The sequence below is a fragment of the Planotetraspora silvatica genome, from assembly GCF_016863315.1.
GTDB lineage: Bacteria > Actinomycetota > Actinomycetes > Streptosporangiales > Streptosporangiaceae > Planotetraspora > Planotetraspora silvatica.
The window spans coordinates 1-13,513 of sequence record NZ_BOOQ01000038.1; the positions used below are offsets into that span (position 1 = coordinate 1).

Consider the following 13,513-nt stretch of genomic DNA (forward strand, 5'->3'; position numbering starts at 1 on the left):
TGACCACGATCCCCAAATCGTCCGCATCCTCGACGGCTGCGACGGCCACCGACTCCCCGCCCGCTGCCTCCCCGGCAGCCCCGTAGTGAACGAGTAACCCACAAAGCGCCCGCCCATAAAGGGCGGGCGCTTTTCTCGTTCCACCGGCTGGAGCCCAGTCTGGTTCGGACATCCCAGCCCCGAAACATGGCGGCAGCATGTGGGCTCCGGAATCTGCATGAATGGCAACCCGTCTGCACCCCGATGCAGGCTCCTGAGAGCCGACGGTTTACAGAGCCCTGTCTGCTTAGATCTCCCATCACTACTGACGTGCCAAAACGCCATGGGGACGGGTACCGAAGTTCATCGCGGCGACGTGCATACGACGCGGGGCTCGGCAGTCAAAACATCCCGGTACCGCGAGCCTGATCCCTTCGATGCGAACCCCGGATGTCTTCGTCTCCACCGACCCGATCGCCGGCGAGAAGCACGGCTACTTCGACGGCTGGATGCCCGACGGCCTGTTCCACCGTGTTTACGTGGCGGAGTTGTTTCCGGAAAAGCACCTGTCCCATTCCGCGTACGTGCGGAGAGAGGCCGGCGGCGATGGGGTTGACAGGTTCACATTCACCCAATCAGACTAACTGAAACTTTGCAGTCAGCGGCTGTTCGGGGGGTGTCGCGTACTGCCGAAAAACTGCCCGGAGAAAAGGACGCGTTTCTGTTTCCTGTTCTTCCGTGGCTGAGAAAGGTTTCAGTATGCCCTCAAGAGGCACGTCCCCCCTCCTTGCCTCTCTCGCCAAGAAACGCGCTCTCACGCTGGCGTTGAGCGTCGTTTTACTGGGAGGTCTCGGCATTCCGGCCGCCGGCGCCAGCGTCTCCGGTACGGCGGACACCCAGGCGGTCGTCCAGCAGCAGGTGGTGAGCCTGCCCAGCGGGCGGACCACCTACCGGACGATCACGGACTACAACAACGAGATGCTGGCGCTGAGCACCCAGCACCCCGGCCTCGTCAAGCACATCACACTGCCGCACAAGACCCGCCAGGGGCGGGAGGTGTACGGCATCGAGGTCACCCACGACGTCGACGCCGCCGACGGCAAGCCGGTCCTGTTCATGATGGGTGTCCACCACGGCAACGAGTGGCCCTCCGGTGAGCACACGCTGGAGTTCGCCTACGACCTGATCAACAACGACGGCAAGGACCGGCAGGTCACGCGCCTGCTCGACCAGGCTCGGGTCATCTTCGTCCCGGTCGTCAACGTCGACGGGTTCGTCATCAACCGGCGTACGAGCTGCGGCCTGTCCCCGACGTGCGCCGGCAACGCCGGTGTGGACATCAACCGCAACTACCCCTTCGGCTGGGGCAGCAACGCCGGTTCCAACGCGACGAATCGCGGGCCGGGGCCCGGCTCCGAGCCCGAAGTGCAGAACATCATGGACCTGACCAAGAACAACCAGGTCACGGTCTTGATCACGAACCACACCTCCGGTCACACCGTGCTTCGCCCGCCGCTGGAGATCCGCGCGGGCGACACCCCCGACGAGGCCGTGTACGCCGCCCTGACCGACGCGATCACGGCCAAGAACGGCTACACGGGCATGAAGTCGGGCTTCGACTACGAGACGACCGGTGAGACCCCGGACTGGTCGTACTACGCGACCCGCGGTCTCGGGTTCACCTACGAAATCATGAAGACCCAGTCCACCAACAACACCTACTCCGAGGTGATCGAGGACTATACGGGCACCGGTCGCTACGAGGGCAAGTCGAACCGCGAGGCGTTCATGGTGGCCCTGGAGTACGCGGCCGACCCGGCCGGGCACTCCGTGATCACAGGCAAGGCACCGAAGGGCGCGGTCCTGAAGATCACCAAGGACTTCGACCTGTGGACCGCGCCGATCCAGCAGGCGAACAACGTCCTGGACCCGCCCCAGAAGGTCCCCACCCACCTGGAGTCGACGCTGATCGCCCCGACGAACGGCAAGTTCGCTTGGCACGTCAACCCGTCCGTACGGCCTACCCCGGCGTACACCGCGACCGGCGTCGTCGCCACGGGGCCGGGCAATTTCATCAAGGAGAGCTGGACGCTCACCTGCGCCCGTCCGACCGGTGAGGTCCTCGAGACCGTGCACGTCACCGTCGACCGGGGCGAGCAGGTCGACGTGAGACTGCAGGAGTGCAAGAAACGGTTCAACGGCAACGGCCCGAAGAACTGAACCCCTCATCCCACAGGTAGCGAGCCGGGCGGTCCCCACGGGGGCCGCCCGGCGGCGTTACACCCGTCACGCGCTTCGCGATTCATGAAGTAAGGCGGCCCGAACCCGGCGGCGCCGGAGTGGTGAGTCATCACCGGCTCTGTCACTCCACGGAGAAGGGAAGTGTTCCAGGATGAGGCACGTCCCAGAAAGCGGCCGGCCGCTCGCGGTGCTGAACGCGTCCCGCATCGTCGCAAACCTGCGCGCGCTCTTCGACGGCCATCGGCTTTCGCCTTCACAACGCCGGATCGCGCGCTACCTGCTGGAGAACGCGCAGGAGGCCGTCTTCTTCACCAGCGCGGACCTCGCCGAGCGCGTCGGCGTCAGCCAGCCGTCGGTCACCCGTTTCGCCGCCGCGCTCGGGTTCGGCGGGTTCCCGGAGTTCCGGGACGCGCTGCGTACGTCGGTGTTCGGCGATCCGCGGCCGGTGGCGCGCGACGACCGTTTCAACGAGATCCAGGACCTGGTCAACTCCGAGATCCGCGACCTGGAGCGGCTGCGGGACGGCTTGGGCGACCCCAGCCAGCTTCGACGCGTGGCCGGCCGGTTGGCCGCGTCGCGTCCGCTCGTCGTCGTGGGTCTGCGGATCTCCGCGCCGCTGGCGCACCTGTTCGGCTACCTCGCCGAGAAGGTCCTCCCGGACGTACGCGTACTGGACGTCCCAGGCTCGATCCTGGAGGACCGGCTGAGCAGGGCGGCCGAATCAGGAGCCGAGTGGGTGCTCGCCATCGGCCTGCCGCGCTACCCGCGCGAGCTGGCGCAGGGGCTCCTCTGGGCGCGGCGCGCCGGACTGAGGGTCGCCCTCGTCACAGACCAGCCGGTGAGCCCGCTCACCGACCTCGCGGACGAGGTCATGCTCGCCCCGGTCAGCTCAGACTTCGCGTTCGACTCCCACGCCGGCCCCACAGTCCTGTGCACCGCGCTGCTGCACACCATGCTGGACACCCTCTCCCCCGACGGTCAGGCTCAGCTGGAGTCCTTCGACGACAGGGCGAGGGAACGTCAGGTCTTCTTCTCCAACTGACCGGTGAGAGCGTCGAGCAGTCCTCATCCGGCAGGTGGGCGACACAAAGACGCCAACAGCCGGGAACGACCTTCTGTAGGCCTTCAAGTCCACCGCGACACCACTTCAACGTGCGTCCGCATGCGGCCGTCCGCGAGCTCCGGGCGGATGGGGCCCCACGGTCGGCCATCACCCGGTAGCCGTCCGGCAGCAGCAAGCGAAGCGGCGGGGTGAGCCGGATCCCCTCGGCGGACAACTGCGACCCCCACCGTTGCGGCTGATGGTACGAAGGTAATACCATTGACCTACCAGGGTCGGAGCCCTTTGAGGGGAGCACATGAACACGCAGCCCCGGCACGCGTTGGAGGTCGCCGGCCCGATCATCGGCGCCGGCCCCATGAAAGTGCCCCGTCGACTGCACACACGAAGGTGACAGGAAGCTCCACCCCAACCCGCAGGAGTGCATCGAGCGCGGCGCATGCCACCCGGTCTGGCCGATCACGCGATCGTCGGTGACAAGAAACCGGCGAGCTGCCCGAAAAGGCGCGGGAGCACGACAGGACAACGTGCCCCGGGTACCGGTGGCGCACCGGCGCCCGAGCAGGACGATGACCGAGAATCGGAGGACCAATGGGCAAGAGCGGACGCGTGTTCGTGCGTGGACTGACCTCGCAGACGTACGGCCTCGGTGAGTTCCGGCGCCGCCAACTGGCGGTGGACCGGGTGCGTGACGACAGCGTCGTCGTCGACGACGCGAAGGTCGGACACTCGGGCGACAGCGCGAAGAGCCGGACCTGGTGGCGGATCGGTCCTGGCGACGAGGACTTCCTCACACAGACCGTCCAGGTTCACTTCGTGGAGTTGCCCCCCGAGTCGTCGAATCACGGCCACGGCCACCAGAACGAGGCCGCCTTCTACATCTTGGAGGGCAGGGGCTACGAGATCCACGACGACCAACGCTACGACTGGAACAAGGACGACCTCGTCTTCGTGCACACCGACTCGGTGCACCGGCATTTCAACCCGTACCAGGAGCGGGCCGTCGCCCTCGTGGTGAAGGCGAAGTGCACGTGGATGTTCATGGGGCTCATCCAGCAGGGCCGGTCAGGACCGGTTGAAGAGGAGGAGCGATTCGGATCCCGTGAGGACTGGTCCCGGATCTGGACGCCCGGAGTCCTCGACCGCAAGAAGGTGATCTCCCCCTCGGACACGACCTGGCAGGACACCCCGCTCGGACGGGTCCGCGTCATGTCCTCACCCGAGCGCACGGACGCCCGCATCTTCAGTGTGGACGCCTTCGAACTCGACATCCCCGCGGGTGGTCGCAGCGGCAAGTACTGGAAGATGGCTGACGAGGTCTACTACGTCCTCGACGGTGGCGGGTACGCGCTCCAGTGGGAGGTCGAGGCGGAGATCGCGGAGAAGTACTACGCGAGAATCGCCCTGGAGCCGAAGCGCTACGAGATCAGGCAGGGCGACACCCTCTATGTCCCGCAGAACCACGTCTGCCAGATCTTCGCGGCGGACGGGACCCCGTTGCGGCTGTTCAACGCGCAGAACCGCGTCTTCAAGCACCTCGGCTACGACACCGTCCACTACTTCGAACCCGCCTCGAACACGACGTCGTGACCACGCGGACGACGACCGGAGTCACCCGCTGCGATGCCGGAAGAGTCGGCGCGTCAGGTTCATCGAGGACGGCGGCAGAACCACCGTGACGTCGTCCATATGAAGAGCGCCTCGCTCCGGCACTCGGAGCGAGGCGGTCACGTCGGGCTGAACGGACTGCCACCGGCAGATGAAATGGTCCTGCGTTACGCGCATCACCGCTACGGCGCCAACACACTCACCTCGCTGGACGGCGCGCTGAAGAACGAGCGTCAGCCGAACAAGGTCGACAAGCATCTCGACATGTACTCCCCGAGCGGCGGTTACGACCCAGACGGCTCCGAATACTCCCCCACGTTCGTTCCGGCGCGACTACCTGCTAGCCCAGGCCGAGCGCATGCGGCGGCTCACGAAGAGCGTGCAGGCCGCCATAGACAGGGTTGCCCAAGGCGGCGGACAGTTCCCGGACGCTGAGGAGTCCTTCGTCTTCCACCCAACGCGACGATGTGGCACGACGGACGGCTCATCTCGCATACGAAGGCAAGTACCCCGTGCTGCGCGGTGATGGCACGACCCGGGGGCGAGGTCGCCCGCACCGTACGAGTCCCCAGCTGCTACGCCGAGTCGAATGGTCACGAAGGACTAAGACCTCGTCGAGGCGGGTCCCGGAGCCGCGGTGGCCGATGAGAGGCGGAGGCGCGCTTCAGATCACCTACGCCGACCGGCCCGGAAAAGCGGCAAAGTTCGCACACAAGCCGGCGAACGCCGTGCTTCTGGTGGTTTCGGCCCTCGCCGAGCTCGTCGTCGCGTGGCTCGGCGCCGCCCCGCGTACGGTCAACGCGCTTTCGTCCGCCGGTGATCCTCACATCGGCCGCGCTGGATACGTGTTCTGATCCGCGTCGCGCCGCTGCCAGGCGTCCCCCACCAGGTCGTTCGCCGGGGACTGCCGCTCACGTGCCTCACCTGCGGCCCTGCCGACATCCTGTCCCCGGAACCCCCGCTCGGCCTGATCACTCGTAAGCATGCCTTGCTGCTTGGATCCATGGCGATCGCATCGCATCGCATCAGTGACAGAGCTCCACGATCCGATGATCCGCGCCCAGCACGAAGTCGACGGGGACGTCCGTCGCCTTCAGTGGTTTAATGGTATTACCTAACCGCGGGAGAGGATTCCATGTCACGTATGGACCAGCGGTGTCGCCCATGGCGGGCTCAGAATGCCGGGCCATCTCTACGGAGGCGGCCGTTCCAACCCCACTTTCGGGGGGCCCGATGAGCAACGGGACACTGATCGTCGGCGGCAGCCAGGCCGGCCTGCAGGTGGCCGTGTCCCTCCGGCAACTCGGCGACACCTCACCGATCATCTTGGTCGGCGAGGAGGATCATCCGCCGTACCAGCGGCCGCCCCTTTCCAAGGAGTTCCTCGCCGGCACGGCGGCGCTCGACTCGCTGGCCTTCCGCACGCCCGGCTTCTACGCCGATTCCGGAATCGGCCTGGTATGCGGTGAACGGGTGAGCGAGGTGAGCCTGTCCATGTCGGGCCCGCCGGGCTCAGGAGTCGCGATGACCGCGAGCGGGCGCGAACTGCCCTTCAACCGGCTGGCGTTGACCGTGGGAGCGGGCGCCAGGCGGCTCCCCCTGCCCGGTGCCGACCTCGGCGGGATCTGCTACTTGCGCGAGTACAACGACGCCGCCAACCTGCGGACGCGGCTCTCGACCGCCACGAACGTCGTCGTCGTCGGCGGCGGATTCATCGGCCTGGAGGTGGCTTCGGCGGCCCGCACCCTTGGCCGATCCGTCACGGTGGTCGAGGCCGCGGAACGGCTGATGGCCAGGTCCGTGGGAACCGTGGTCTCCGAGTTCTATCGTCAGGCGCACGTTCGCCGCGGCATCGACGTCCGGCTCTCGTCCGCAGTGTCCGGCTTCCAGGGGGAACGTGGCAGGGTCACCGGCGTCACGTTGTCCGACGGTGCGCGTCTGCCAGCCGATCTGGTCCTGGTCGGAGTCGGCGTTCTCCCCCGCACCGAGCTCGCCGAACAACTGGGACTCGTGTGCGACCAGGGCATCGTCGTCGATGCCCACGCCCGTACCAGCGACCCCTCCGTCGTCGCCGCCGGCGACTGCACCGTGCAGCCGCACCCGATCACCGGCCAGGGACGGGTACGACTCGAGTCGGTTCAGAACGCCGTGGCTCAGGCCCAAGTGGCGGCTGCGACGCTGCTCGGCCGGCTTGACAACGTGATGTCGGTGCCGTGGTTCTGGTCCTACCAGGGCGACCTCAGGTTGCAGATCGCCGGCCTCGCCGCCGGGTACGACACCCAGGTCGTGCGCGGCGACCCGGCTGACGAGCATTTCTCCGTCCTGTACTACCGGCATGACCGGCTGCTGGCCATTGACGCCGTCAACCGCCCGGGCGACTACATGGCCGTACGCAAGACCCTCGGCCAGGGAGCGAGCATCGCTCCGGACCGCGCCGCCGATCCCGATATTTCCCTGAGGTCCCTTGTCGATGGTCCGGCCCCGACGGCGCCGGCTGTTCAGCGAGCGAAGGCGTGAGCGTGCGGGACAAGCCGCTTGTGACAGATGACCGACTCTGGTCTAATGGACATACCATAGCAACTTCATCGGCGCGCCCGGCGGAACGACCGTGAGAGGAACATGGGCACCTTGGCCAAAGTGATCTACATCGACAGCGCCGGTCGCGAGTACGCCGTGGATGCGACGGTCGGTGACACGGTCATGGCGACCGCGGTCAAGAACGGCGTCCCCGGGATCGTCGCGGAGTGCGGCGGGAACTGTTCGTGCGCCACCTGCCACGTGTGGGTGAGCGACGAGTTCGCACCTGTCGTCGGGCCTCCCAATGACATGGAGGAGGACCTGCTCGACATGGGGGTCTCGGAGCGGCGCGGCACCAGTCGTCTCTCGTGCCAGATACGCATCACAGCGGCCCTCGACGGCCTGAGGGTGGAGATCCCTCCGGAGCAGCCATGACGCCCGGACACGGACACACCGTCGGTCGCCCGGTGGGAGCGCGGACCAGCATCGCGGACCTGATACCGCCAGTCCGGCGTCGGTCCATCACATGAAAGGGAAACGGCCGTGCTAAGGCAGGACATCAACGAGCTTTTGACGCAGACCGGTCCCGGGACGCCGATGGGCGACTTGTTCCGGCAGTACTGGATTCCCGCGCTGCTCGCCGAGGAACTCCCGGAAAACGACTCACCGCCGGTGCGCGTGAAGCTCCTGTCCGAACGCTTGATCGCCTTCCGCGACAGCGAGGGGCGATATGGCCTCATCGACGAATTCTGCGCACATCGCGGCGCTTCGCTGTGGTTCGGTCGCAATGAGGGGTCCGGCCTGCGCTGCCCGTACCACGGCTGGAAATACGACGTCACCGGCCAGTGCATCGAGGTGCCGTCGGAAGCGGACAACAGCAGCTTCTGTGAGAACGTGAAGCTGCGCGCGTACCCGCTGGTCAAGGTCGGCGACGTCCTGTGGACCCACATGGGCGACCCGGCCAAGCGGCCGGCCCTGCCGGAGTTCGAGTTCGCGCACGTCCCGCCGGAGCAGACCTACACCTCCAAGCGGTGGCAGCAGTGCAACTGGCTGCAGGCGTTCGAGGGAGGCATCGACTCCAGCCACGTGACGTTCCTGCACTCCGGCGGCCTGCAGTCCGACCCGTTGTTCAAGGGCGCCAAGGGCAACGAGTACAACATGAAGGACACCAAGCCGTTCTTCGAGGTCGCCGACAGCGAGGGCGGACTCTTCGTCGGCGCCCGCCGCAACGCCGAGGAGGGCAGCTACTACTGGCGGATCACGCCGTGGGTGATGCCGGCCTTCACGATGGTGCCGCCGCGCGGTGACCACCCGGTGCACGGCCATTTCTGGGTGCCGATCGACGATGAGAACTGCTGGACGTACTCCTTCGACTACCACCCGGCCCGTCCGCTGACGGCCGCGGAACGCCAGGCCATGATCGACGGCCACGGAGTGCACAGCAAGAACATCCCGGGGACCTACCGGCCCATGGCCAACATGGACAACGACTACCTGATCGACCGCGAGGCGCAGAAGCGTGGGGAGACCTACTCCGGCGTGGCGGGCATCGCCATGCAGGACGCCTCCCTGCAGGAAAGCATGGGGCCGATCGTGGACCGTACGAAGGAGCGGCTGGTCCCGGCCGACAGCGGGATCATCAAGGCCCGTCAGAAGCTGCGCAAGGCCGCGATCGCGCTGCGGGACGAAGGCGTGACGCCTCCCGGGGTGGACACGGCGCACCACCGGGTGCGCTCGGCGGCGGTTGTGCTGCCGCAGGCCGAGTCGTTCCTGGACTCCTGCGGCGACGCGATCAAGGCCACTCCCGGCGTCCCGCACTCGTCGGTCTGAGATGTCGTCGCTGCCGATGTATGCGAGCGAAAGCGCCAAGGCGGCCTCCGCGAGCGAGTCGCGCTACCGAATCACCGTGCCGATCGCACCCGCGAGGAACGCGCGCGTCATCGCACTGGACACGAGAGCCGCGTCGGTCGCCCGGCGCATCTCCGACGGCCCCTGGGCCAACGCCCGGTTCTACACCTGCGAGACCACACCCGACCGCGGGCCGGCGGACGAGTTCCTGCTGTACAGACTCGACGGTGTGCCGGCCGCGCTGGACGACATGCTGAGGGACACCGACGTGGTGGTGATCATGGCGACCGATGACTCGGGAGCGACTCGGGCGGCCGCCATCGGCAGCGCCTGCACCGCGCGCGCCATCACCACGGCGGGGGTGGTGCTCGGCGACGGTTTCGAAGCCGACGACGCCGTCGCCGCGCTGCGGCCGCACGCCCGGGTGCTGCTGCTGTCGGCGGACGAGAGCGATGCCTTCGAGCTGCTCAGGGCCCTGAGGGTCTAGCTCGTGTCCGACACTCCCTAGCGGGCCGGCAGCCGGACCAGGCCACACGATCATGACGGAGGAAGGCGACGGCGAGATGCCGGAGAAGATCACCCTGCGTACCCTGCAGCGGATGAAGGACGACGGCCGCAAGATCGTCGGTGTCGTGGCCTGGGACTACCAGATCGCCCGCATCGTCGACCGGGCCGGCGTGGACATCGTCTCGGTGGGCGACACGGTCGGCGTGAACCTGTGGGGGCACTCCAACCCCTTCGAGGTCACGATGGACCAGATGATCCTGGTGACGCAGGCGGTCCGCCGGGGGGTGAGCAGGGCCCTGCTCAGTGCCGACTTCCCGTTCGGCCCCCTGCAGGAGGGCACGGACAGCGCCGTGCGGGCGGCGATCCGGTTCGTCAAGGAGGCCGGCGTCGACATGGTCAAACTGGACGGGGCCTCGGACTTCCTCGACTCCGTCACGGCGATCACTCGTGCGGGCGTTCCGGTGTTCGCGCAGTTCGGGATCACTCCGCAGACCGCGCTGCGCTACGGGGTCGAATACAACGCGATCCCGTCGAGCGACGACCAGGTGCCGGTGGCGATGAAGGACGCTCTGGTCGCCGAGGCCAGGCGACTGGAGGAGGCAGGCGCCGTACTGCTCAACTTCACCAACTCCGGGCCGATCGTCGGAGCCGCCGTCGCCGAGGCCGTCTCCATTCCTGTCGTCGGAGGGTTCGGCGGCGGCCCGTGGCTCGACGGCCGGATGCGCATGGCGCACGCCGCCATCGGCTATGCCGCGTCGGCCATCGACAATCCTCCGGACACCTACGCGAACGTCGCACGGACGACCCTCGACGCGATCACGGCCTATGCCGAGGACGTGCGCGCCGCACGTCAGGTCGCCGGAGGCATCCCCGTCCTACCCGCCCCCTGACCTCGTCCATCCATCCCACCCCCGGCATCGCCCGCGTCACAAACCGATGCGCCCGGCAGGCGACCAAGAGGAGCACCGTTCATGCCCACCGCCGTTGTCGACGGGATCACCACCCGCTACGAGGTGGCCGGCTCCGGCCCACCGCTGCTGATGTTCTCTCCCGGCGGTTTCGACTCCAGCCTGGAGAGCTGGCGGACGGTGGGGATCTACCGGCGCCTGCGGCTGCTCGATCACCTCAGCGAGAAGTACACCTGCATCGCCTTCGACCGGCGGGAGTCGGGCCGGTCCGGCGGCCGGCTGCAACGGATCTCATGGGCCGACTACGTGGCTCAGGGTGTGGGACTGCTCGATCATCTGGGCATCGCGCAGGCGCATCTGATCGGCGGCTGCGTCGGCTGTTCCAGCGTCGCGGCCGTCGGGGTGGCCCATCGCGAGCGCGTCCTGAGCATGGTGCTGTACTCGCCGGCGGGTGGGGTGAAATACCGCATGAAGCAGCACGCCCGGTTCGGCCGGCACCTGGCCTATGCGGGCGCACACGGCCTGGAACAGGTGGCGGGGCTCGCGAAGATCTCGGACATGGGTTTCTCCGCGGAGCCCCGGCTCGGCCCCTGGGCGAGCGTGCTCCGCGGCGATCCGGAGTTCGCCGAGATGTACGCGCGTACGGACCCGGACCGCTACCAGGTGCTGGTCAGCGGCATGGCCCGGCTGCTGTTCGACCGCGACACGGTTCCCGGACCGGAACCGGAGGACCTCCTGCGGCTCGACGTCCCCGCGCTCGTGATCCCCGGACAGGACGACTCGCACGCGACGTCGGCAGCCCGTTACCTCCAGGAGTGCCTCCCACGCGCGGAGTACTGGGACGTCCCGGTGGCCGAGCAGACGGAGGAGACGGCTCCCGCCCGGATACTGCGGTTCCTGGACGGAGAGTAGGTCGCCGGCGCGAGGCGGCACCGGCGAGAGGCTCCGGAGCCAGAGAAAAAGTCATAGGTCAGTCCGTGAGATCACCGAGCTGGGTGCGTCGGACAGGCCCGAGGATGAGGAGATGGCATGGCTGAGCAGGTGCTGGCAGCGGTCAGGACCGGGCCTGGCACAACCGAATTGCGCGAGTTCGCGATGCCGGACATCCCCGACGACGGCGCCCTGCTCAAGGTCGAGGTCGCCGGGATCTGCGGCACTGACGTGAAGATGTACGCCAAGCCGCCGTTCGCCGATCCGGTGATCATGGGCCACGAGAACGTCGGCGTCATCGCGAGGGCGGGGCGTACGTTCTCCGAGCGCAAGGGCCTGGTGGAAGGCGATCGCGTCTTCGTCGAGCACTACGTCGGCTGCTTCCGGTGCGAGTGGTGCCACCAGGGCGAGTACCGGCACTGCGAGGCGACCGACTGGCGTACCAACCCCGACGCCCGCCGCTACGGCTACACCTCCGCGAGCAACCCCTACCACCTGTGGGGTGGCTTCTCGCAGTACCTCTACCTGCCCTGGAACTCGGTGACGCACCGCGTTCCCGACGGTGTCTCCTTCGAGCTCGCGGGTCTGGTGACGCCGCTTTCCAACGGCATCGAGTGGGCGCTGGTCACCGCAGGCGTCGGCTACGCCTCGACGGTCCTCATCCAGGGCCCCGGGCAGCAGGGGCTCTCCCAGGTCGTCGCGTGCAAGCAGGCCGGCGCCTCCCGCATCATCGTCACCGGAACGACGCGGGACTCCGCGCGGCTCGCTCTGGCGAAGGAACTGGGAGCAGACGACGTCATCGACGTCACGCGGGAGGACGCCCTCCAGCGCGTACTGGAGATCACCGGCGGCAAGGGGGTCGACGTCGTGCTGGACTGCACGGCCGGCGCCGGCACCGCACCCATCCTGCTCGGCATCGACGCGCTCAAACGCCGCGAGGGCACGATGGTGGTCCAGGGCGAGCTCGCCGCCTTCCCCGACTTCCCACTCAAGAAGGTCACAGAGAAGTCCATCAGCATCAAGAGCGCCCGCGGCCACAGCTACCGTTCCTGCGAGCTCGCCCTCGAACAGCTCGCCTCCGGACGCTTCCCGCTGGAAAAACTCAGCACCCACAGCTTCGGCCTGAAGGACGTCGACCGCGCCATCCGGACCGTCGGCGGCGAAGGCGCCACGGACGTCGTCCATGTCTCCCTGCTGCCCTGGGCGGAGGAAGCGTGAGCATCGTCGTCCGCAACCCGCGCCGTACGGACTCCTCGACGGTCGACGTCCTCGGCAGGTTCGGCGTGTCCACCATCCACGAGGCGCAGGGACGCACCGGCCTGCTCGCGCCCGCCCTTCGTCCCATCTACTCCGGTGCGCACATCGCGGGCACCGCGGTGACGGTGAGCGTTCCGCCGGCGGACAACTGGATGATCCACGTGGCGGTGGAGCAGTGCCAGGACGGTGACGTCCTCGTCGTCGCGCCCACCTCTCCCTCAACGGCCGGCTACTTCGGCGAACTGCTCGCCACGTCACTCGCCGCACGCGGCGTACGGGGGCTGGTCATCGACGCCGGCTGCCGCGACGTCGCCGAACTGCAGCGGATGGGGTTCCCCGTGTGGGCGCGGCACATCTGCGCGTTCGGCACGGTGAAGGAGACCCTGGGCGACGTCAACGTCGGCGTGGTCTGCGCCGGCCAGTGGATCGAGCCGGGAGACGTGGTCGTCGCAGACGACGACGGGGTCGTGGTCGTCGAGCGTCGCCGGGCAGCACAGGTGCTGGAGGCGTCACGGGCGCGGGAAGAGCGGGAGGCGGTGCTCCGCGAACGCTACGCCCGCGGTGAACTCGGCCTCGACGTCAATTCCATGCGCGAACGGCTCGCGCGCAAGGGGCTGACCTACGTCGACCAGGCGCCGGACGAGTGAACCGGCCGTCG

The 13,513-nt window shown here is 67.7% G+C and carries 13 protein-coding genes; all 13 read left to right on the top strand.

Annotation, left to right across the window (positions count from 1 at the left end; translation table 11 throughout):
- Window positions 1-416: 416 nt before the first annotated feature.
- Window positions 417-623, top strand: a complete 207-nt coding sequence (locus tag Psi02_RS26820; protein WP_203978437.1) for a hypothetical protein — start codon at window positions 417-419, stop codon at window positions 621-623.
- A 115-nt stretch (window positions 624-738) separates the two neighbouring features.
- The gene (locus Psi02_RS26825; RefSeq protein WP_203978438.1) at window positions 739-2,199 is read left to right on the top strand and encodes a M14 family zinc carboxypeptidase; all 1,461 of its coding nucleotides are present in this window, start codon (window positions 739-741) and stop codon (window positions 2,197-2,199) included.
- Between the two features lie 172 nt (window positions 2,200-2,371).
- Complete coding sequence (locus Psi02_RS26830; RefSeq protein WP_203978439.1) at window positions 2,372-3,262, top strand: MurR/RpiR family transcriptional regulator; 891 nt, start codon at window positions 2,372-2,374, stop codon at window positions 3,260-3,262.
- A gap of 609 nt (window positions 3,263-3,871) precedes the next feature.
- On the top strand, window positions 3,872-4,870 hold the full coding sequence (locus Psi02_RS26835; RefSeq protein ID WP_203978440.1) for a cupin domain-containing protein: 999 nt from the start codon (window positions 3,872-3,874) through the stop codon (window positions 4,868-4,870).
- Between the two features lie 662 nt (window positions 4,871-5,532).
- A complete protein-coding gene (locus tag Psi02_RS26840) occupies window positions 5,533-5,742 on the top strand; it encodes a hypothetical protein (protein ID WP_203978441.1) in 210 nt (69 codons plus the stop codon).
- A gap of 379 nt (window positions 5,743-6,121) precedes the next feature.
- A complete protein-coding gene (locus Psi02_RS26845; RefSeq protein WP_203978442.1) occupies window positions 6,122-7,405 on the top strand; it encodes an NAD(P)/FAD-dependent oxidoreductase in 1,284 nt (427 codons plus the stop codon).
- Between the two features lie 120 nt (window positions 7,406-7,525).
- Entirely contained in the window at window positions 7,526-7,840 is a 315-nt protein-coding gene (locus Psi02_RS26850) for a 2Fe-2S iron-sulfur cluster-binding protein (protein ID WP_239095196.1), read from the top strand.
- Window positions 7,841-7,948: 108 nt separating this feature from the next.
- Window positions 7,949-9,235: an aromatic ring-hydroxylating dioxygenase subunit alpha gene (locus Psi02_RS26855; protein WP_203978444.1), complete on the top strand. Its 1,287-nt coding sequence runs from the start codon at window positions 7,949-7,951 to the stop codon at window positions 9,233-9,235.
- Between the two features lie 16 nt (window positions 9,236-9,251).
- Window positions 9,252-9,740 carry a hypothetical protein gene (locus tag Psi02_RS26860; protein WP_203978445.1) on the top strand — a complete coding sequence of 163 codons (489 nt, stop codon included), beginning with the start codon at window positions 9,252-9,254 and terminating at the stop codon, window positions 9,738-9,740.
- Window positions 9,741-9,792: 52 nt separating this feature from the next.
- On the top strand, window positions 9,793-10,650 hold the full coding sequence (locus Psi02_RS26865) for a 3-methyl-2-oxobutanoate hydroxymethyltransferase (protein WP_203978446.1): 858 nt from the start codon (window positions 9,793-9,795) through the stop codon (window positions 10,648-10,650).
- 81 nt (window positions 10,651-10,731) lie between these two features.
- Window positions 10,732-11,580: an alpha/beta fold hydrolase gene (locus tag Psi02_RS26870; RefSeq protein ID WP_203978447.1), complete on the top strand. Its 849-nt coding sequence runs from the start codon at window positions 10,732-10,734 to the stop codon at window positions 11,578-11,580.
- A 117-nt stretch (window positions 11,581-11,697) separates the two neighbouring features.
- Entirely contained in the window at window positions 11,698-12,816 is a 1,119-nt protein-coding gene (locus Psi02_RS26875) for a zinc-dependent alcohol dehydrogenase (protein ID WP_203978448.1), read from the top strand.
- Window positions 12,813-13,502 carry a 4-carboxy-4-hydroxy-2-oxoadipate aldolase/oxaloacetate decarboxylase gene (locus Psi02_RS26880; protein ID WP_239095182.1) on the top strand — a complete coding sequence of 230 codons (690 nt, stop codon included), beginning with the start codon at window positions 12,813-12,815 and terminating at the stop codon, window positions 13,500-13,502. The genes Psi02_RS26875 and Psi02_RS26880 overlap by 4 nt, the downstream gene beginning before the upstream one ends.
- Window positions 13,503-13,513 lie beyond the last annotated feature (11 nt).